The following is a 17,822-nucleotide window of genomic DNA, read 5'->3' as shown; positions in this document are numbered from 1 at the left end:
TATGCTGTTCAGGTGTTTCATGTGTATTGTAAATATAACTGTTTTTTCATAGAATTCCAATATTTAAACCATTAAGATGCCTTGTTTGGAACAAGTAAGGTAATATTTTAGCAAAAAAACTTAAAAATTTTAATCATTTTACCAATCCTAATGGTTTAAAATAATGGTTCAAAACAATTTTACTTGCCATTCCTTTATCCAATACCATGCCATAAATTATTCATTTCCAAAACAGAGTAAATCTTCTCTTATTATAGAACCGCGTAGGCCGTTTTACCAGATCGTTTCATAATCCTTTTCTCCGGCATTTCCGGTATATGATGCATACGGATAATGATCTTTCTCTTTCAGGCTGAATTCACAGCAATAAGTTTCAATAATGTTGGTTAATGCAGCAGAAAAATCTCCAAGAAGTTTATTAAATTCTGCAGGGAGAAGTTCAAACCTTTTTTTCAATTCGCTTTTTTGGTAAGTTCTTGCTGTACGATAAATAGAATTTCCTATAATTTCCGGTATGATAAAACTTGCTTTGTATTCTCTTAAAACAGATACCAGCTGATCTTCGTGATGTATTTTTTCGATGATCAGGATATATTCTTTATCAAGCTGATAGCCTGAATGTATACTTTTAATGATTTTTTCCCTGTACAGTTTCATCCTGGTTTCCTGAATGGCTTCTGCATAAGAATATGAACCGGAATAAGGAAATATCCTTTCATCTGCTTTAACTAAAACATGAGGTCCGGGTCCGATCTGCATATCTACGGGGTTCAAAGTCTGTAAATAGAGGTCAGGCTGATAACAGAAGCAGAATACATCTTCATGAATATCAATACTTTCATCAGGAATACCGAATCCATTTCCAGCAGTTTCCTGGATATATTTTTGTGCTGCTTCTAAATAATTTTCATCCAAGGCTATAATTTTTATTAAAAATAGCAATTATACTTAATTATTACCACCGGCTCTACCGGATTCTTCAAATTTAACCTGTTGGGTAGAACCTTTTACATGATTATTCCTGTTATAGGTACTTATGAAGCTATTTTTTTCTCCCGCAGATTTTTTTGAATGATTTTTAAAATATTTACTGGTCAAGTTTAATGATTGAACCTTTATAAAATCGGGTAAGATCATAGAGTTCTCCGAAAGATAGCTGCAATTCAGAATGATTTTCTATTTCCGGACTTTTTTTGAACTGGCCTTCTGCAAAAGAGTAGAGCGTAGGATGGTCGGTCTTTAAATAATGGGAAAGCATATTCACACTGCCTTTTTCTTCCGAAGCTATATCCGTGATAAATATTCCGTAAAGCAGAAACTGATTGAAATTTTGGGAATCCATAATGAATTCCAGATTTTGCTGGGAATAATTTTCGTAATCGGTAAGAAGCTGCTGGAAACTTGCCACCCGGTCTTTATGGGAGATTTCATAGAAGAGATCAATTCCGTTGATGAAAAGCTGTGTTTTGGTTTCTTCAATGTCGGAAGGATAAAGGCTGTTGAACCATGCAAAAATAGTGGAAAGTTCATCTTTGGTAAGGTGTTCCACAGAATCCTTTACCTTTTTCTTAATAATTTCAAGGCTTACCCGGGCATCATCCGGAAGAAATTTCATCATCTGTTCTTCCTCGCGGTCAATCTTATTGAACAAATTAATTTTGGCAATAGTAGGATTGGTTTTTATGAAAAAAAGTTCATTTGCCATATGTTATGCATAGCTTGGTTTTTTAAGGTGGTAAGCCCTTTTCCGTGAACTAAGGTAAAGATTTTTTTTTCACAATTTGATAATAATAATTAATTTGTTCTATCATAAGTGTAAATACCGTCTGAACTGTCTTTACACTCCTTATTTTTTTAGAGTTTCGTGAAGGGCAATTCTGTTTCCTTCCGAGTCTTCAAATTCAGCTACGGCAAAACCATATTTATCATCTGTTTTTTTCGGATAGAGAATTTTTCCGCCATTCTGAACGGCTTTGTCTAAAGTCTTATCAATATTATCTGTTTTGAAATAAATAATAACGCCTTCTTTGCTGGGTTTGTAAACATCTCCTTTGGCCAGAGCTCCGGTAATGCCGCTGCTTTTTTCTTCAAAAGGGAACAATGCCATTTCATAACGGTCGATAATTTCTTTTTCAAAGCTGAACCCGAAAACAGCCTTGTAAAACTGTTCAGCGCGTTGCAGATCAGTAACGGGAATTTCAAAGTAAACAACGGGATTGGATGTATTTATAGGAGTTTCTTTTGGAGTGCAGGCATTTAATAAGAGCAGGAAAAATGCAAAATATAAATAATTTCTAGTTATAATAGGTGATTTCATAGGACTGTGACCATTTTCCGTTTTCTTTTTCTGAAGCATCTTCGTAGTAGATTAAATTATTATGGGAATCAAAAATATGGGTGAACTTTCGGTGATCTTCAGTTTCTTCCATTTCAATTCTGTTTCCGTTTTCATAAGAAACAGCAGTGATGCTGAAGCTGCTGCCCGTTTTGATTTTTTTGATGATTCTGTTTTCAGCATCAAATTCGTAAGTATATGTATAGCTGCCTCCGAAATCATAATTTTTTTCTGTGATAGTATTGGTGTGGGCCGTTAAAAGTCCGCGGTCATCGTATTTATTTTCTGAAAACTCCAATTGAGTAAGTTCCGTTTCGTCAAAATCAGGCCAGTAAACGAATCTTGCAGAGTAAATTTCCCGGTCAGATTCATCATAACCCAATGTTATTAATTCATTGAAAAAATGGATCGGTGGGTAGCCGGGAAGAAGTGCTCCATTCATATCATATCTAAATTCTTCAAGGAGATTTTTAATTTCATCTGCATACAGTCCGTTATTTTGTAAAGGGAAAACAGCCTGTTCCGGGAGACCGTCTGAGATTATATTTTTGAAATTTTCTGGTGTAATCCTGGAGGTGATTTCCTTGTTATACAATTCATACAGATCATAAACATGAATATCATATCTGGAAAAGGCAAAACTCTGTAAGATCCTTTTCTTTTCATCCAAGACAAGATATTTTAGCCTCACCAGTCTTTTTTCTGCATCAAATGTTTTTTTGGTAATAGAATTTCCAGCATAAGAATAGGTAACAACAGACCATTCTTCACCGGAATCGGTAAATGATATTTCTTCCAGAGCCTGATTTTGTGCATTGAACTGTTTGGTAAAAAGAGTGATCCCGTCTTTAATAAAGCTGACCAGTTTTCCTGTAGAATTATAGGTGATAAAGGTACTCCCCATCTTTTTTTCCTCCAGAAAATTGCCGTTCAGATCATAAGTCTCTTTTTTGTTGAGGTTTCCTGATGGATCCGTGAAATGATAGACAATCGTATCAGGCATATTTTTTCCCAGACGGTGAAGTTCCCTGACTTGCATACCCTCTTTTCCATATCTTTTTTCGATACTTGTCAGAACACCTTTCCTGTATAATTTCTTTTCTGACATCTGTCCTTCCGGGGTGTAGAGGGTTTCTTCACGAATAGTATCCAATACATATTCTTTCACCGATTTTACTTTTCCATGAAGATGGTCCATTAACTGATATTTTTTCGTGTGAATAAAGATACACAAAGTGAGAAACAAAAAAATAGACAAATCAGATTCTGTCTATTTTTTATTGGCCTTAAAATTAAATAAGATAAAATGCTTCAGAAATTGGGGTGCTCCCATTGTAATTATTTTTTATATTGTTTGGAATCATCTTACCGGAATAAATGCCCATTGCTCTGCCCAGTCACCGGTTGAAGCCTGGAAAATTTTAATTAATGATCCGTTTTCTGTTGATGCCCCAAATAAATCAAGTGACATGGTGGAAATATGTTTTGGATTTAAGGTGAAGTATCCGTTTTCCAGACGGTTGATTTTCCATTTCTGATTATCCCCGCCATTCTTTTTCTGAAGAATAACAGCTGTTCCGTCAGTTTTTCCTAAGCCATTTACATCCAGAACAGAGTCGGGAGTATTCTGGGCATGCAGATAGAAATAACCGTCTCCCGCAGCTTCCAGTTTCCATCTTTGATTGGGCTGGCCGTTTGCGGTATGCACAATGATTGGGGTTCCGTCCTGCTGGCTGTTTTGATTGACATCCATACATTTGTTAAGGTCCAGTCTTGTACGAACTTCATAAATCTGTCCGTGTTGCATGGTTTCAGAACTGAAAGAAAAAGGGTTACAGGAGAAAAGACGATTAATCAGGGCTTTATCCTGCGGGATTTCCGGAAAATCCATCGGAATAATTCCATATCGGGATTTAGGTTTGTTATACAGATAATTAAAAAAAAGACGGTTGACAATTTCTGCAATGCCTCTTGGTCCTTCATAAAATATATTACCGCTGGTTCCACTGGTAAAATTAATGAAAAGACTGTCCGGAAGTGATGATGAAGCTTTTTCCAGGACAGGTTTTACAGCCTTTATGAATTTATCTTCTATATCATCTTTCCAGTCATCATACCTGTCCTGAACATACAAGGCGATGCCGTGATTGCTGAATTCTTTGGTGCTGTCATGCGGCCATTGGTCATAAAGGTCAATTCCTATGTCAGCCCGGTCTCCCAGTCCAAACCGACGGAGGAGCACTATTTTTCCCTTTACTTCACTCAATGCGGGTATTCGGTTTTCTGTGTAGAAAAGGCCCGGGAAATGTCCTATATTGACAGATCCGGTCAGATCATCATAGAATTTGTTTTTGTCTTTACTGCTGTCGGGGTCACTTTCATTTTTGATGGACATCAGTATGGTTTCTCCCGGGTTTTCTGAAAGAAATTTCTGACATTCATTCATAATGGTTCCGCTGAAACTGATATCCATATCTGCAATCCCATGATACACCCAGAGCACATGATCCTTGTCTGCCCGCGTTCCGCGTTTTAAACGGATGTCCAGAAATCGTATACCTGCATTTAACTGTTCAGAGATGTTCAGGGACTGGCATTTGGTAAGGTAGCTTGAATCCCAGGCCGGATAAGTTCCGCTGTCATGAGTTCCGGGAATAGTAAGATCAGTAATTTTCAGATGATTGGGAAGATGGCTCATCCAGTTTTGTGAAAATGTTTTCATTTTTATATTGATTAGTTTCCCTACTCATATGGCTTTTCGGAATCTGCCCCGTTTGATAAATGGTTTCTGGTCTCCATTTTATTTTTCCGCTGTTATTTTTTTATGATTTTATAGCTTCCGGAATCTGTGGTGATAAGATAAGCTCCGTCGGGAAGTGCGGTAATGTCCATCTCGTTGTCACCTTTTACAGCTTCTGTGGACTTCACAAGCTTTCCTGATTGATCATAAACAGAAACTCTGTTGTTTTTTTCCACATTCAGATGGAAAATTCCTGAGGTAGGATTAGGGTATATTGCCGTTTTGTCTTTAATCTTATTTTCGGCTGTTCCCAGTGTGGATGTTTTTGCCCAGGTAAAGGCGTCAAGGCACATATAAACATAGCTCCCGGTAGATTGCAGCTGGAGCTCGTCAATTGGAGTGTTGCTGTTGTTCTGATTATTCAGGGTGGCTAGATCAATCAGGGTAAAACCATTGTAGACCCCTGTTGTTCCTGCTGTTGCATTGAAAGTAGTGTTGAATCCCGATGTTTTGGTGGTGGTAAATTTAGTGACACCTCCTAGTTTTCCTGTAATGATCAATGTTCCTGATGAATTAGATTGATTCAGCTGGGTATTGCTTAAAAACACCCAAAACTTTGGTACAGTGAATCTGGAAGTACTTTTAACGCTGAAAGAAGGAGAGTTAATATTGGTGGTTCCCGTATTATCAATATAAACATTATCATTTGCTGTTCCGTTCCATCCTGTACCCGGATAATTGGCCTGAATTCTAAAAGTTCCTGCTTGTGAAACAATAGAAAACGTATACCCGTTATTGGTAAAGCTTGTGCTGCCATTAATTGCATTCTCAAAAGTCATTGTGCTTGTCTGTGCACTGATGCCTGCAATATTGCTTAAGAAAGCAAGGATTGCAAAAAAGAAAATTTTTTTCATGATATAGATTTTTAAAAATGGATATTTTTTGTTCTTAAAGCATGTAACAAGGGCTGGTTTTTCCCTGTCATATCTTACCCCAAAGTAACAGTGAAATAAAAGGCCAAAACAGCGTATTACAGGCTGAATTGAAAAACAGGTAGAAATACGTGGTTTTCAATTCCTGGATTATTCTACTTTTGAAAACAGAAACAGAAGATCTCAACTCTTTGTTTTTGTAAAATATACAGAGATTAATACTCTATATTATGAACGAATTACGTAACTTTAAAAAAAGCTAAACTATGGAAGAACCCGTATTACATGTGCCATTAAAAGACGCCAGAAGATGGATAAATAATTGGCAGAAACAGGAAAAAATTAAAGGTATCCAGATCATTTCTCACCTTCTCCCATCCATTGATGTGTATGAAATCTTTAAGATTGACAACGGAACCGAAAGGTTTCGCGGATATAATGCCATTACCGATGAGGGTGAGTATAAATTTCTGATGGTAGGCGTTGATCCGTATGGTAATGATATGGTAGATCCCGATCGAAGATGGTATATTTATGATATGACAACTCCTTGCCCTACTGCATGTTCTGCTAATAAATGGTGGGAAGAAACAATTTAAAATAGAAGGATCATTGTATCAATGGATTGAAATACCATCGCTAATTGGAAAAGGTATTCTGCTGATTAACCTGACCGTATATACCATAGGCTTTTCCGGTTCCGGGAAGGCCTATAGATTTTTTATGGGCTATTTAATCTGGATATCAATATGTGAAGCTGTATTTTACATACTGAGCTATCAGAAAATCAATAATCTGTTTTTCTCTCATTATTATCTGATAGGCCAATTCCTACTGCTGGGACTGTTCTTTCGTGAGATTCTGACGGAACGGTATCAGAAGAAAACTGCACAGTTTTTTTTAATGATTATTCCCACCGTCCTGATTTTGCAATACATTGCAGATCCGGCAAAATATTACATTTTCAATCTGTTTGAAATTTTTGTTACCTCTTACGCCATCATTATTCTGGGATTGTTTCACTTATATAATATACTGGATGGCGAAAAAAAATATAATTATATGGTTTTGGGGCTCATTATGTATCTGATCAGCAGTACAGTGCTGTTTTTATCAGGGAATCTGTACGTGGTTATGGATAGAAATGTGCATAAAGAGATCTGGGTAATCAATGCAGTGATGTTTATTGTGTACCAGATTTTTATTCTGATCGAGTATTTTTCCTTCCACAGAAAAAGAGTATAATTATTTTGAAGATTTTATACCATGAATGACAATACCATTATTTCCACGATAGTCTACACTTTTCTGGCATTCACCTTACTGGCTGTCGCACTGATTATTTTCTACTATTTCTCCAATAAAAAGATCACCAAAAATCTTCTTCAGAAAAAAGAAATGGAAATCAGGTATGAAAAAGATCTTACCCATGCCATGATCAGTTCACAGGAAAAAGAAAGACTGAGAATAGCTCAGGATCTGCATGATGATATCAGCTCAAAACTAAGTGTGGTCTCTCTGAATGTTCATCTGCTGGATTGCGAATATTTAACAAAAGAGGAATATACCGAGCTTAAGGATAAAATAATAAACCTGATTAATATAACCGCAGAAAGTGCCCGGCAGATTTCGCATGACCTGCTTCCTCCCATATTGGAAAAATTCGGACTGCACGCGGCCATAGATGCCCTGTGTTCAGAAATCAATCTTTCAAAAACAGTGCAGGTTTCCTATACCAGCAATTTATATTTTGCAAAGGCTGAAAGTGAAAAAAATTTACATATCTTTAGAATAATCCAGGAACTTACCAACAACTCCATAAAGCATGGCGAAAGCACTCATATCCGGATTATATTTGAAGGAAGAGACGGAAAAAATGTTTGCAGGTATGAAGATAACGGTAAAGGTTTTGACCCGGATGACGATACCCTAAAAGGCGGTCTGGGACTGAGAAATATAAGAAGCAGAATAGAGCTCATCAATGGTACCCTGAAAATAGAAAGTAAAAAAGACAAGGGAACTACGGTAGAATTTACATTTTAATTGATAATCAGAATAAGATGAAAGAAAACTTAATCCGGGTGATCATTGTAGATGACGAAGCCCTGTTCCGCCAGGGAATTTCCTTTTTAATACAAAGAGAAAAAGATATGGTGCTTTCCGGAGATTTCAGCAATGGCAAAGAGATTCTTGATGCTCTTGCTGTTCTTGAAGAGCTGCCACATGTAATTCTGATGGATCTTAATATGCCGGAAGTAAACGGAGTAGAAGCAACCAAACAGATCCATACAAAATATCCTCAGGTAAAAATAATTGCACTGACCAGTTACAATACCAAATCTTTTATCATCAATATGATCCAGTCGGGAGCCTGTTCTTTTCTTAAAAAAAATTCCAGCCCGGCAGAATTGGTCAAAGCGGTGAGGGAAGTGTATGAGAAAGGCTTTTATTATAATGGGGAAGTTATGGAAGCGCTGCATCAGAATATAACGGATTCCAGTAAAAAGGTCTCCAGTATTTTTGATGCCAATCATATCTCAAAAAGAGAAAAAGAGGTGCTGGAGCTTATTTGCAGGCAGTACAGTACTTCGGAAATTGCAGATAAATTATTCTTAAGTTCGAGGACAGTTGAAGGCCACCGCAATAACCTTCTCCTGAAAACCGGGGCAAAAAATACGGCAGGCCTTGTAGTGTATGCCATAGAAAGTAAAATTGTGGATACCCATTATCTGAAAGATAATTTTGAGTAGGATTTAGGAAGGCTGGAAGTTATGGTCTACTTATTCAGCATAAATAAAAAATGACAGCAGGGTGTTCTGCTGTCATCTTGTTTACTTCTGTTCTAAAGTCTGTATGGCATGTTCTATATGCTTTTTGTCTTCAAAATAACGGATTTTGAGATATTCAAATTTTTTATCGTCTTTAAGTGATGCTTTTAACGTTGATATCAGGAATGAGTAGTTGGTGAAAACGGTAGGTGTTTTCAGAAGGGCATCCATCCATTTCCACATTTGCTTTTCACCTATTTCTTTTTCTATAGCCGCCAGAAGAATAGGAGTAGATTCGTAAGCATATTCAATATAATCATCATCGGATGGTTTTGTTTTGATAGTGCTTAAAGGCATTGGAGTAAAATCCTTAATATTTTTAAGTTTATCCTTTATCTTTTTGTCATATACCTCTTTACCCAGAATATCTTTGGCTACTTTTAGAGAAAGGAATTCCGAAAATCCTTCTGAGATAATTCCGCCAAGCTCAGAGTTGAATTGTTTATAAGTTCCGAAATAGTAATGAGCCAGTTCATGAGCAATAAAAGGCTTGAACCAGTTCTGGGTTTTAGGATCAAAAAGGCTTTTAAGTCCATTATCTCCCCAGCCTATATTCATGATGGTTGGGTAAGATACGAACAGCCATCCGTTGTCGCGGGAAGTAGGGGTAGTTTCTACAAAAGTCACCGGCCCCCCAAAAGGAGTTTCCAGGTTTTCAGCATAATAATTTTTATAGGTATTAATCATTTCGCTGAATTGTTTAATCTGTTCCTGCGTAAGTTGAGGATTCAGGATATAGGTATTGGCGATATTGGAGTAATCATAATTTCCAAGGAAGACCGCCAGCTCATAGGGTACATCACTTTTGAAACGGTAATTTTTAGCCTTTACAGGGGGATTTCCGTTGACATACAGAGTGGAGCAGTCGCTGCAGGTAAATTCAATATCATATCGCACTTCTTCATATTTTTTGTCCTTGGCCATATCAAATAAAATAGGATACCAGGCGCCCTGGTTACCTTCGGCTCTCAGAGAATTATAGTTGAAGGCGATATTTCCTCTCCAGTCATCTTTAGTATAATTTTCAATAGTATCTTTGGCAATAGGAAACTTGCCGGTATACTTCAATTGTACAGATTGAGGCAGAAATTTTTCTTTTTTGTTTTTCGGAAAATAGTAGGCAAGTGACTCGCCTGTTGAAGTACTGTCAACAGTACTTTTTTCATAAGCTAGTACAAAATCATTGGGCTTTTTACTTTTAAAGTGTAATATATTCATCCCGGAATTGAGGCGGATGACATAATCTTCAATACGGGGAATATCACTTAAAGTAAGATCACAGTCAAAAGTTCCTTCTTTTATGGAAATAGTGACTTTGCCAGTAAGCAAAGGACTTTTTTCTTGGGCTATGGCTTGTAATGAAAATAATAAAATAATGAAAAACGAGAATGTAATTTTAATGTCTGGTTTTCTGAACATTGATTGCATATGGTATTTAGTTTCTTTCAGCAATTTCTGAGAAATGCTGTCTGATAAAGATATTATTTAAGCCGTGATCCTCCAAATTTTTTGAAATAACTAATAGAATTTTTAATGATTTTCAGGTAACTGATGTTCCGGAGTGTATTTTTTAATGATAGAGTCAATCCAAAAACCGATGATAATAAAAGCAAGACTGGAAACCGGAAAGCTGAAGATAGAACCCAAAATAATCTGCCCGTCATTGCTAAAATCCGTAAAAAGGCCCCAGTAAATATAAAAACCCAGAGAGTGCACAATCCAGTAAAAGAGGAACATAATAAGGAATAATTCTTTTTTCGTAATCGTGAATATGTTTCTTGCCAGATTCTTTACATAATAGAAAGTCATGATCAGAGCACTGATAAAAACGAATGACAGCAATATCAAACCACCCGGTCCCTCTTGATGATCTCCAAATAGCGAGATCAGTAATTCAACAGCAAAGGCGACAGGAATAACCGATACAATAGCTGCAAAGCCTGTACAGGCAAGTAAAAGGGAAATAAGAGTACAGGTGGCTCCTATTTTTACAGGTAAATGCTTTTGAAAATAGCTTTTCCAGCTGATCCATTTTGAATTTTTCATACTTAGAGACTGTTTAAATTTTATATTTCTTCAAGTCTGCAAAAAAATTAACGCAAAGTTGATGAATAATTCCGCTTTATTTGAAGTGGGCAAAGTGAAACGACTTTGTCGCTGATGAAGAGGTATGCTTATCCACATGCTTCGACGAATCAACGAAGTTGATTCTATCCTTTGCTCCCTAAATAATCTCTGAAGTATGGGTAAGCAGATGGTGAATCGTAATTTTATCTCCGGAAGGATAATCTTTAATCTATTTTGAAACCGGATCATTAACACTCAGTTTTCCCTGTTGCTCCAGCATAAGGATAGCCACCGCAGCAAACTGTTTGGTCATTGAGCCGATCTGGAAGACCTGTTCCGGAGTCATATCTGAATTCAGTTCCAGATTGGCTTTCCCGAAGGCCTTCCGGTATAGGGTTTTCTCGCCTTTAGCCACCATAAATACGCCACCAGGCTCATTTTTATTACTAAAACCAGTGAGAATAATACTATCAATTCTGGCTTCCATATTTTTAGATCCGGAAGATTTTTTTTTGTGTAAAATACAGCTGATGGGTAAGTAAGAATAAAATAATGATTCTGAGTTTCATAGTGATGATATTAGTTTAGCTTCTTTTTATCTTAGAATACTATTTTTCTGCTGAGACCAGAAGCATCATTGGGCGGCGGAGTTCATCTTTCATTTCAGGGATTTCTTTCAGCATTTCATGGCTTGGTTCTGGTTCTACAATTTCTTTGATTCTAAAGCCGTGTTTTAGCAGGGTATTCAGGTAAGAGGTTAAAGTTCTGTGGTATTTGGTGACATTTTCGCCGAGAAATGTTGTGCTCCTTTTTCCTTCCATGAAATATCGGTCGACAGGCCAGCTTATTTTTTCGCCATTTTTGTCATAAGTCCAATCCTGGCCTCCTTCCGAGGTAAACACAGGATGTTCCACTGAGAATATAAAATGTCCTTCGGCAGTCAACCATCGGTAAACATTCTGAATGACCGTATCCAGAGATTCCACATAATGCAGAGTTAATGAGCTCAATATAATATCGAATTTTTCTGAAGGATACTCCAGATCTTCCAGAGCTTTCCTTTCATATTGAATACCTTCAAGGCTGTTGACTTCTTTCGCCTTGGCAAGCATTTTTTCTGAAAGATCAATTCCAATGACAGATTTTGCTCCATTTTCAACAGCATAGCGGCAGTGCCATCCGAATCCGCAGCCAAGATCAAGAACATTTTTATCCTTAAAATCCGGTAACATATTTTTCAGGGCATGCCATTCCCCGGCTCCTTGCAGCCCGATTTGAGAGCGGAGCATTTTATCATACTGCTCAAAAAATGAAGGTTCGTCGTACTTATTTTCTTTCATATAGGATAGGTTGTTTTTCTAAGAGATTTGTTTCATTAAAAACGAAAATAATCCATGAAATAGTCTTTCTGATTTCCTGTTACAATTCCTGTAAGCGCTTTTGAATATAAAAAATCCTTTAAAAAAAATAAAGGATCTGTATAATATATTCACGGTCGGCAGCTTATTTCCGATTTTCGCGCATGGCACGGATTAATCTTTCATTTCGTTGGTCTGCTCTTTCATTATTTAAGGATAAAACAGCCCAGATCGCTGCGGGAAGCCAGCCTATCAATGTAATCTGAAGAATCAGGCAGACAATTCCTGTAATGATTTTTCCACGAACCATAAAGGATAGAAAGGGGAGAAGAATAGCTAATAACATGGCTTCTGATTTTAATATTATGAATACGAAAGTTAGTTATATTTTAAAAAATAGGAGTGGCTTTTGCTTGGAAAATATTATTTGGTGAAGAGATTAGGTATGACTGCTTCTCTGTATCCCATTTTTCATTTTTCGGGGAGGTAATTATAAAAAAATAGATGCAGGAATAAAACCTACACCTATCTTTTATTATTTAAATAATCCGGAATTTTATAGTGAATCAATTAATTCCTTCATGGTCTTATCCGTTTTCATCAGTTCTCCATAAGGAATCTGATGATTGAGATACGTGAAAAACAGATTCGTAACCCAGGGATTTTCAATTTCATGAATGCAGTAAGAAGCAATCAGTTCAAAATCTTCAGAAATATAGGCCGGAAGATCAGATGAGTTGGCTGTTCTGAAAGTGAATAAAAAGATTTCCTTTCTGATTTCGTCAACCTGATCCCTTAAAGCTTCCTTCATTTCCTTTTCCTCCACGGCCTGGTAAGCCTGCATCCACAATGATGAAAATTCAGGCTCATCTCTGTTGTTTAAAATTTCGTCAATGCTTTCGGAAGTAATCTTATTAAGAGTGATTTTTAAAGTCTTTATAAAAATCTCTCCAAGAGTATTAAGTACCTGCTTCATAATTGTCTATTTTTTATCCAAATGCTCTTTTCAGTAAACTTTCCACCTTAGGCTCGCTTCCTCTGAAGTCTTTATACAGCTTCATAGGATCTTTTGTTCCTCCGGAAGAAAGCAGGATTTTATATTTTGCTGCGGTTTCAGGATTAAAAATTCCGGTTTCCTTAAAATATTGGAAAGCATCGGCATCCAGTACTTCAGCCCATTTGTAAGAATAATACCCTGCAGAATATCCGCCCTGGAAAATATGCGAAAAGCTTGGGCTCATGGCTGTTTCAGGATTAATCGGATAAAGGGTAGCAGGTTTAGTATACTTATCTTCAAACTCTTTTATACTTTCATTCTCCAGCTCTTTCACTTTGGTATGATAATTCATATCCAGCAGCCCGAAACCGATCTGTCTGAGCGTCTGGTAACCTTCCATGAAGTTTTTAGACAATTCAATTTTTTCAATCTTTTCATCAGGAAGTACTTCTCCTGTCTGATAATGTTTTGCGAATGTTTTTAAGAATTCAGGTTCAAAGCAGAAGTTCTCCAAAAACTGGGAAGGCAGTTCTACAAAGTCCCATTTTACGGAAGTTCCGGAAAGACTTGGGTATTGAGTATCAGCCATCATGCCATGAAGTGCGTGTCCGAATTCATGGAAAAGAGTGGTTACTTCCTGGAAGGTCAGTAAGCTAGGTGTATCTTTTGTCGGTTTGCTGAAATTACATACAATAGAAATGTGCGGACGGGAGTTTTCACCGTTTTGTTGATACTGGCTTTTATAGCTGGTCATCCATGCTCCGGCTCTTTTACCTTTTCTTGGGAAATAATCAACGTATAACAATGCTTTGTACTCAGATTCTATCTTACCGGTACTGGAAACAGCTATAATTTCTTTTACCTCATACACTTTCACATCCTCGTGATATTTCGGAATATCATTTCTTTCTTCAAAGCTAAGCCCGAAAAGTTTTCCTGCCAGTCCGAACACGGCGTCCTGTACCTGATCCAGTGGGAAGTAAGGTTTTAGTTCTTCGTCATCCAGATCAAATTTGGCTTTACGGAGCTTCTCGGCATAGAACGTATGATCATAGTTTTGCATTTCTTCAGTTCCGTCAGCTTTTGCCAGAGATTTCAGTTCTTCGATTTCCTGGTCAGCATAAGGCTTTGCTTTGGTTAAAAGTTCATTTAAAAAATCAAAAACCTTAACCGGAGATTTAGCCATTCTTTCTTCAAGAACATAATCCGCATAATTTTTATATCCTAAAAGCTCAGCTTTCTGCTGCTTTAAAGTAAGAAGCTCTTTAATCAGATTCTGGTTGTCAAACTCATCACCATTGAAAGATTTTTTACCGTTGGCCAGAGCCAGTTCCTTTCTCAGATCACGGTTTTCGGCATACGTCATAAACGGAATATAGCTTGGGTACTGCAAGGTAACCACCCAGCCTTCAAGATTTCTTTCTTTAGCGTCTTCAGCAAACTGTTCAATGATGGCTTCCGGAATTCCAGCCAGTTCTTTTTTATCGGTGATATGTTTAAAATAAGCATTTGTAGAAGCCAGTACGTTTTGTCCATATTGAAGGGACTTTAAAGACAGATCCATGCTGATTTTCTTTAATTTTTCTTTGTCTTCCTCATTCAACAGGGCTCCGCTTCTTACAAACCCTTTGTAGGTTTCATTTAAAAGCATTTCCTGTTCACCGTTAAGTTGGTATTTTTCCTTCTCATCATATACTTTTTTGATTTTGCTGAAAAGGGCCTCATTCTGAGAAATTTTAGAAGAATATTCCGTCAGGATGGGAGAAACTTCCTGGGCGATCTGCTGGATCTCATCACTGGTTTCCGCAGAATTTAAATTAAAAAATATATTCGAAACCACATCCAGCTGTTCACCGGAATAGGCGAGGGCTTCAATAACATTTTCAAAAGTTGGTGCTTCTGGATTATTGACAATGGCATCAATTTCCTGCTCAGATCGTTTAATCAGTTCGTTAAAAGCCGGAAGGTAATCCTCATTTTTGATTTCATTGAAAGGGGCTGCGTGATATGGCGTATTAAAAGTTTCTGTTAAAATATTCATTTTCAATTTTATTTAAGGTAAAAATAATGATTCATCCCTGAATCAAAGCTGAAAATGGTCAAAAATAATGCCTTGATGTCAGGATATGACAAAAATACTTTAACTTTAATAATCTTGTCATATGGAAAGCTGCAGAGAAAACAGAATGACTAATTTTGGTGACAGGATTTACCATTTCAACTCAAAATAAACTTAAAAATAGATAAACTATGAAAACAATCTTAAAAATTCTTGGCACAATCATTCTGCTTCTTGTCGTATATGGTATCATTGCGATATTAACATTCAGCAAAGATTATCATTTCGAAAAAGCTGTAACCATTAATGCTCCAATAGAAAAAGTATGGCAGCATGTAGGCTCTCTGAAAAGCTATAACACATGGGATCCTTTTTCTAAAGAAATCAAAAATATCAAGATCACATATTCCGGAGAAGGTGACAAAATGGGAGATTCTTATCATTGGATAGGAGAGGGAAGTGAAGGAGAACAGTCTGTTACTGAAATAGTGCCCAATCAAAAACTGGTGACAAAACTTCACTTTATCAAACCATTCAATGGTAATGCCAAAGCAGCATTTGTTTTAACTCCTGAAGGAAGCGGAACCAAAGTAACCTGGATGATAGACAATGAACTGAATCCGGTAATGAAGATCATGAAGCCTCTGATGAACATGAATATGGAAAAAATGTTTAATCAGGGGCTTGGAGATTTGAAGAAACAGGCAGAACAATAATTAATAATACTAAAAAAAGAGGCTATAAAAAGTCTCTTTTTTTATTGCAACTCAAAATAGAAGTGTTATTACTATTGTTTTTTGTCAAAACTGAACGTCCCGGATAACGGACCTCTTTTCCAACTTCCCGTAGTGTGGGTTTGTTTCAGGTATCCGGTAAAATGAAAATTATTTTTGGTATTCATATCAAATTTACCGTCGGAATTCACATATCCGTCTATGATCTCTGTTGTATTAGCGGGAGGAAATTCCAGTTTGCCATCCATGGTTCCTTCTTTTGATATTGTAAAAGAAATGTTGCCGTTTTCATCTCCGCTGAACGTTCCTGCATATTCACCCTTAAACGCTGAATTTACCTGTCTGACGGATTCTTCATCAGAAACACATGAGCTTAATGGCAGTATAAAAATCAAAGCCCATATGATTAAACCTATCTTCATTTTTTTTAGGCTAAAATATAACATTTACGGATAATGCGGGGAGAATTAGATTTTTTAGATGAAAAAATGGGTTCTGTTAAAATAATAGGCTGTCCTGATCAGAATGGCTTAATTTTTTCAGGAAAAAAATATACCTTTATGTAAAGATTAGATGTATGGAGAAGACTGTATTTGAAAAAAGTGATATCCGAAACTATGTTAAGACTGTTATTGCAGAGAAAATAGAAAAACTTAAAAACTTCATCGAATTTACGCTGGAAGCAAGCCGTGACATTAAAAAAACGCCCAAATATGACAGTATGAGGGAAGAAATGCAAGAGGAGATCTACCAGATGCAGCGCCAGTTAGGTGCTTTGAATGATCTGAAAAGAAATATGGCAAAAGTGCTGAACAATGCTACGGAAAGAGTACAACTCGGCTCTCTTGTGATTACCAATAAAGCCCGTTTTTATATTTCTGTTTCTTTAGGTGAATTCTTTTTTGAAGGAGATCGTTTTTATGCCATTTCTCCCGAAAGTCCTATGGCCCGAAAAATGATGGGAATGAAATCAGGAGATGCTTTTACTCTGAATAATATCCACCAGGAGATTATTGAAGTACTTTAGGGATCTCATTACAAATATATTGAAAGAAATTTGTGGATTTGAAATATTTTAGTACCTTGCATTGCAAAATACTAAAGCTGTGATATTTGAAAAGTTAAGAACAAATCGATTCAATCAGTGGATCATCATACATTTAAGATACCTCGTAGGATTTGCTTTTCTACCCTCAGGGCTGGTGAAACTGATGGGAGAGAGATTTACCCGTATTTCTACAGATCATCCCATCGGGTATTTTTTTGAAGCATTATATCAATCAGGTTTTTATTGGAATTTTTTAGGACTCACACAGGTGGCAGCAGGAATTTTACTGATGACACAGCGCTTTGCATTATTGGGGGCACTCATGTTCATGGCAATCCTGAGTAATATATGGGTCATTACGATAAGCCTCTCTTTTACCGGAACCTGGATGATTACTTCCCTGATGATGATTGCCGTACTGGCATTGATTATATGGGATAAACATAAACTGATGCCTTTATTCAGCTACAATCAGTCATCTTCTGTGAAAGCCTTTCCGGATCCGGACAAAAGCTGGGTAATGACGGGAATGATTTATATTTTCAGTTTTGTAACCCTTTATCTGCTTGGGCCCGTCGGTGAAAATATCTACATGAAGGGGATTTCTGCAGCTTTGGGGATTTTGATGGTGGGTACCTTTGTAATAACCGGGTATAAAGCATACAAAAACCCGGATCTTTTTTTGAAAAATCAGGTGTAAATAAATGCGGTGCGTTTGCGTTCA

21 protein-coding genes are annotated in these 17,822 nt (G+C 36.8%); 7 read left to right on the top strand and 14 right to left on the bottom strand.

What is annotated here, in order from left to right; translation table 11 throughout:
- Positions 1-273 precede the first annotated feature (273 nt).
- The 6 genes from FW768_RS10300 to FW768_RS10275 all read right to left on the bottom strand — a co-directional run bounded on the left by FW768_RS10300 (position 274) and on the right by FW768_RS10275 (position 5,989).
- Positions 274-915 carry a hypothetical protein gene (locus tag FW768_RS10300; RefSeq protein WP_153395135.1) on the bottom strand — a complete coding sequence of 214 codons (642 nt, stop codon included), beginning with the start codon at positions 913-915 and terminating at the stop codon, positions 274-276.
- A gap of 172 nt (positions 916-1,087) precedes the next feature.
- Complete coding sequence (locus FW768_RS10295; protein WP_153395133.1) at positions 1,088-1,705, bottom strand: hypothetical protein; 618 nt, start codon at positions 1,703-1,705, stop codon at positions 1,088-1,090.
- A 141-nt stretch (positions 1,706-1,846) separates the two neighbouring features.
- On the bottom strand, positions 1,847-2,317 hold the full coding sequence (locus FW768_RS10290) for a VOC family protein (protein ID WP_153395131.1): 471 nt from the start codon (positions 2,315-2,317) through the stop codon (positions 1,847-1,849).
- The gene (locus FW768_RS10285) at positions 2,295-3,533 is read right to left on the bottom strand and encodes a hypothetical protein (RefSeq protein WP_153395129.1); all 1,239 of its coding nucleotides are present in this window, start codon (positions 3,531-3,533) and stop codon (positions 2,295-2,297) included. The genes FW768_RS10290 and FW768_RS10285 overlap by 23 nt, the downstream gene beginning before the upstream one ends.
- A 162-nt stretch (positions 3,534-3,695) precedes the next feature.
- Positions 3,696-5,057: a phosphatidylinositol-specific phospholipase C domain-containing protein gene (locus FW768_RS10280; RefSeq protein WP_153395127.1), complete on the bottom strand. Its 1,362-nt coding sequence runs from the start codon at positions 5,055-5,057 to the stop codon at positions 3,696-3,698.
- A 92-nt stretch (positions 5,058-5,149) separates the two neighbouring features.
- The gene (locus FW768_RS10275; protein ID WP_153395125.1) at positions 5,150-5,989 is read right to left on the bottom strand and encodes a T9SS type A sorting domain-containing protein; all 840 of its coding nucleotides are present in this window, start codon (positions 5,987-5,989) and stop codon (positions 5,150-5,152) included.
- Positions 5,990-6,273: 284 nt separating this feature from the next.
- Between FW768_RS10275 and FW768_RS10270 the strand changes: the two genes are divergently transcribed.
- Genes FW768_RS10270 through FW768_RS10255 form a run of 4 tightly spaced genes read left to right on the top strand, consistent with a single transcriptional unit; the run spans position 6,274 to position 8,757 of the window.
- Positions 6,274-6,606, top strand: a complete 333-nt coding sequence (locus FW768_RS10270; protein ID WP_153395123.1) for a hypothetical protein — start codon at positions 6,274-6,276, stop codon at positions 6,604-6,606.
- Positions 6,607-6,619: 13 nt separating this feature from the next.
- A complete protein-coding gene (locus FW768_RS10265; protein ID WP_153395121.1) occupies positions 6,620-7,252 on the top strand; it encodes a hypothetical protein in 633 nt (210 codons plus the stop codon).
- A gap of 21 nt (positions 7,253-7,273) precedes the next feature.
- Positions 7,274-8,050, top strand: coding sequence for a sensor histidine kinase (locus FW768_RS10260; protein ID WP_153395119.1), 777 nt, complete (start codon positions 7,274-7,276; stop codon positions 8,048-8,050).
- 17 nt (positions 8,051-8,067) lie between these two features.
- Complete coding sequence (locus FW768_RS10255; RefSeq protein WP_153395117.1) at positions 8,068-8,757, top strand: response regulator transcription factor; 690 nt, start codon at positions 8,068-8,070, stop codon at positions 8,755-8,757.
- A gap of 81 nt (positions 8,758-8,838) precedes the next feature.
- Here FW768_RS10255 and FW768_RS10250 read toward each other — a convergent pair whose 3' ends face one another.
- The 7 genes from FW768_RS10250 to FW768_RS10220 form a co-directional block, all read right to left on the bottom strand.
- Complete coding sequence (locus tag FW768_RS10250) at positions 8,839-10,254, bottom strand: gluzincin family metallopeptidase (RefSeq protein ID WP_153395115.1); 1,416 nt, start codon at positions 10,252-10,254, stop codon at positions 8,839-8,841.
- Positions 10,255-10,365: 111 nt separating this feature from the next.
- Positions 10,366-10,881, bottom strand: a complete 516-nt coding sequence (locus tag FW768_RS10245) for a hypothetical protein (protein ID WP_153395113.1) — start codon at positions 10,879-10,881, stop codon at positions 10,366-10,368.
- 250 nt (positions 10,882-11,131) lie between these two features.
- Positions 11,132-11,389, bottom strand: coding sequence for a serine hydrolase domain-containing protein (locus tag FW768_RS10240; RefSeq protein WP_231128668.1), 258 nt, complete (start codon positions 11,387-11,389; stop codon positions 11,132-11,134).
- Between the two features lie 121 nt (positions 11,390-11,510).
- Positions 11,511-12,242, bottom strand: a complete 732-nt coding sequence (locus tag FW768_RS10235; protein WP_153395111.1) for a class I SAM-dependent DNA methyltransferase — start codon at positions 12,240-12,242, stop codon at positions 11,511-11,513.
- A gap of 163 nt (positions 12,243-12,405) precedes the next feature.
- Positions 12,406-12,606 carry a YqaE/Pmp3 family membrane protein gene (locus FW768_RS10230; protein WP_153395109.1) on the bottom strand — a complete coding sequence of 67 codons (201 nt, stop codon included), beginning with the start codon at positions 12,604-12,606 and terminating at the stop codon, positions 12,406-12,408.
- 210 nt (positions 12,607-12,816) lie between these two features.
- On the bottom strand, positions 12,817-13,236 hold the full coding sequence (locus tag FW768_RS10225) for a hypothetical protein (protein WP_153395107.1): 420 nt from the start codon (positions 13,234-13,236) through the stop codon (positions 12,817-12,819).
- 13 nt (positions 13,237-13,249) lie between these two features.
- Positions 13,250-15,298 carry a M3 family metallopeptidase gene (locus FW768_RS10220; protein ID WP_153395106.1) on the bottom strand — a complete coding sequence of 683 codons (2,049 nt, stop codon included), beginning with the start codon at positions 15,296-15,298 and terminating at the stop codon, positions 13,250-13,252.
- Between the two features lie 209 nt (positions 15,299-15,507).
- Between FW768_RS10220 and FW768_RS10215 the strand changes: the two genes are divergently transcribed.
- On the top strand, positions 15,508-16,032 hold the full coding sequence (locus FW768_RS10215; RefSeq protein WP_153395104.1) for an SRPBCC family protein: 525 nt from the start codon (positions 15,508-15,510) through the stop codon (positions 16,030-16,032).
- Positions 16,033-16,103: 71 nt separating this feature from the next.
- Here the strand turns inward: FW768_RS10215 and FW768_RS10210 are convergent, their stop codons facing one another.
- A complete protein-coding gene (locus tag FW768_RS10210) occupies positions 16,104-16,472 on the bottom strand; it encodes a hypothetical protein (RefSeq protein WP_153395102.1) in 369 nt (122 codons plus the stop codon).
- A 155-nt stretch (positions 16,473-16,627) separates the two neighbouring features.
- Between FW768_RS10210 and FW768_RS10205 the strand changes: the two genes are divergently transcribed.
- Both FW768_RS10205 and FW768_RS10200 read left to right on the top strand, forming a co-directional pair.
- On the top strand, positions 16,628-17,077 hold the full coding sequence (locus tag FW768_RS10205; protein ID WP_153395100.1) for a hypothetical protein: 450 nt from the start codon (positions 16,628-16,630) through the stop codon (positions 17,075-17,077).
- A gap of 79 nt (positions 17,078-17,156) precedes the next feature.
- Positions 17,157-17,798 carry a DoxX family membrane protein gene (locus tag FW768_RS10200; protein ID WP_153395098.1) on the top strand — a complete coding sequence of 214 codons (642 nt, stop codon included), beginning with the start codon at positions 17,157-17,159 and terminating at the stop codon, positions 17,796-17,798.
- The last annotated feature ends 24 nt before the right edge of the window (positions 17,799-17,822 follow it).

The organism is Chryseobacterium vaccae (assembly GCF_009602705.1).
GTDB classification, from domain to species: Bacteria; Bacteroidota; Bacteroidia; order Flavobacteriales; family Weeksellaceae; genus Chryseobacterium; species Chryseobacterium vaccae.
This window is presented reverse-complemented; position numbering and strand designations above follow the sequence as displayed.

What these genes read in the sequence shown, in the direction of transcription:
- FW768_RS10295 (WP_153395133.1), bottom strand. Translation starts at nt 1,705, where the DNA reads ATGGCAAATGAACTTTTTTTCATAAAAACCAATCCTACTATTGCCAAA.
- FW768_RS10290 (WP_153395131.1), bottom strand. Translation starts at nt 2,317, where the DNA reads ATGAAATCACCTATTATAACTAGAAATTATTTATATTTTGCATTTTTC.
- FW768_RS10285 (WP_153395129.1), bottom strand. Translation starts at nt 3,533, where the DNA reads ATGGACCATCTTCATGGAAAAGTAAAATCGGTGAAAGAATATGTATTG.
- FW768_RS10280 (WP_153395127.1), bottom strand. Translation starts at nt 5,057, where the DNA reads ATGAAAACATTTTCACAAAACTGGATGAGCCATCTTCCCAATCATCTG.
- FW768_RS10275 (WP_153395125.1), bottom strand. Translation starts at nt 5,989, where the DNA reads ATGAAAAAAATTTTCTTTTTTGCAATCCTTGCTTTCTTAAGCAATATT.
- FW768_RS10270 (WP_153395123.1), top strand. Translation starts at nt 6,274, where the DNA reads ATGGAAGAACCCGTATTACATGTGCCATTAAAAGACGCCAGAAGATGG.
- FW768_RS10260 (WP_153395119.1), top strand. Translation starts at nt 7,274, where the DNA reads ATGAATGACAATACCATTATTTCCACGATAGTCTACACTTTTCTGGCA.
- FW768_RS10255 (WP_153395117.1), top strand. Translation starts at nt 8,068, where the DNA reads ATGAAAGAAAACTTAATCCGGGTGATCATTGTAGATGACGAAGCCCTG.
- FW768_RS10250 (WP_153395115.1), bottom strand. Translation starts at nt 10,254, where the DNA reads ATGTTCAGAAAACCAGACATTAAAATTACATTCTCGTTTTTCATTATT.
- FW768_RS10245 (WP_153395113.1), bottom strand. Translation starts at nt 10,881, where the DNA reads ATGAAAAATTCAAAATGGATCAGCTGGAAAAGCTATTTTCAAAAGCAT.
- FW768_RS10240 (WP_231128668.1), bottom strand. Translation starts at nt 11,389, where the DNA reads ATGGAAGCCAGAATTGATAGTATTATTCTCACTGGTTTTAGTAATAAA.
- FW768_RS10235 (WP_153395111.1), bottom strand. Translation starts at nt 12,242, where the DNA reads ATGAAAGAAAATAAGTACGACGAACCTTCATTTTTTGAGCAGTATGAT.
- FW768_RS10230 (WP_153395109.1), bottom strand. Translation starts at nt 12,606, where the DNA reads ATGTTATTAGCTATTCTTCTCCCCTTTCTATCCTTTATGGTTCGTGGA.
- FW768_RS10225 (WP_153395107.1), bottom strand. Translation starts at nt 13,236, where the DNA reads ATGAAGCAGGTACTTAATACTCTTGGAGAGATTTTTATAAAGACTTTA.
- FW768_RS10220 (WP_153395106.1), bottom strand. Translation starts at nt 15,298, where the DNA reads ATGAATATTTTAACAGAAACTTTTAATACGCCATATCACGCAGCCCCT.
- FW768_RS10215 (WP_153395104.1), top strand. Translation starts at nt 15,508, where the DNA reads ATGAAAACAATCTTAAAAATTCTTGGCACAATCATTCTGCTTCTTGTC.
- FW768_RS10210 (WP_153395102.1), bottom strand. Translation starts at nt 16,472, where the DNA reads ATGAAGATAGGTTTAATCATATGGGCTTTGATTTTTATACTGCCATTA.
- FW768_RS10205 (WP_153395100.1), top strand. Translation starts at nt 16,628, where the DNA reads ATGGAGAAGACTGTATTTGAAAAAAGTGATATCCGAAACTATGTTAAG.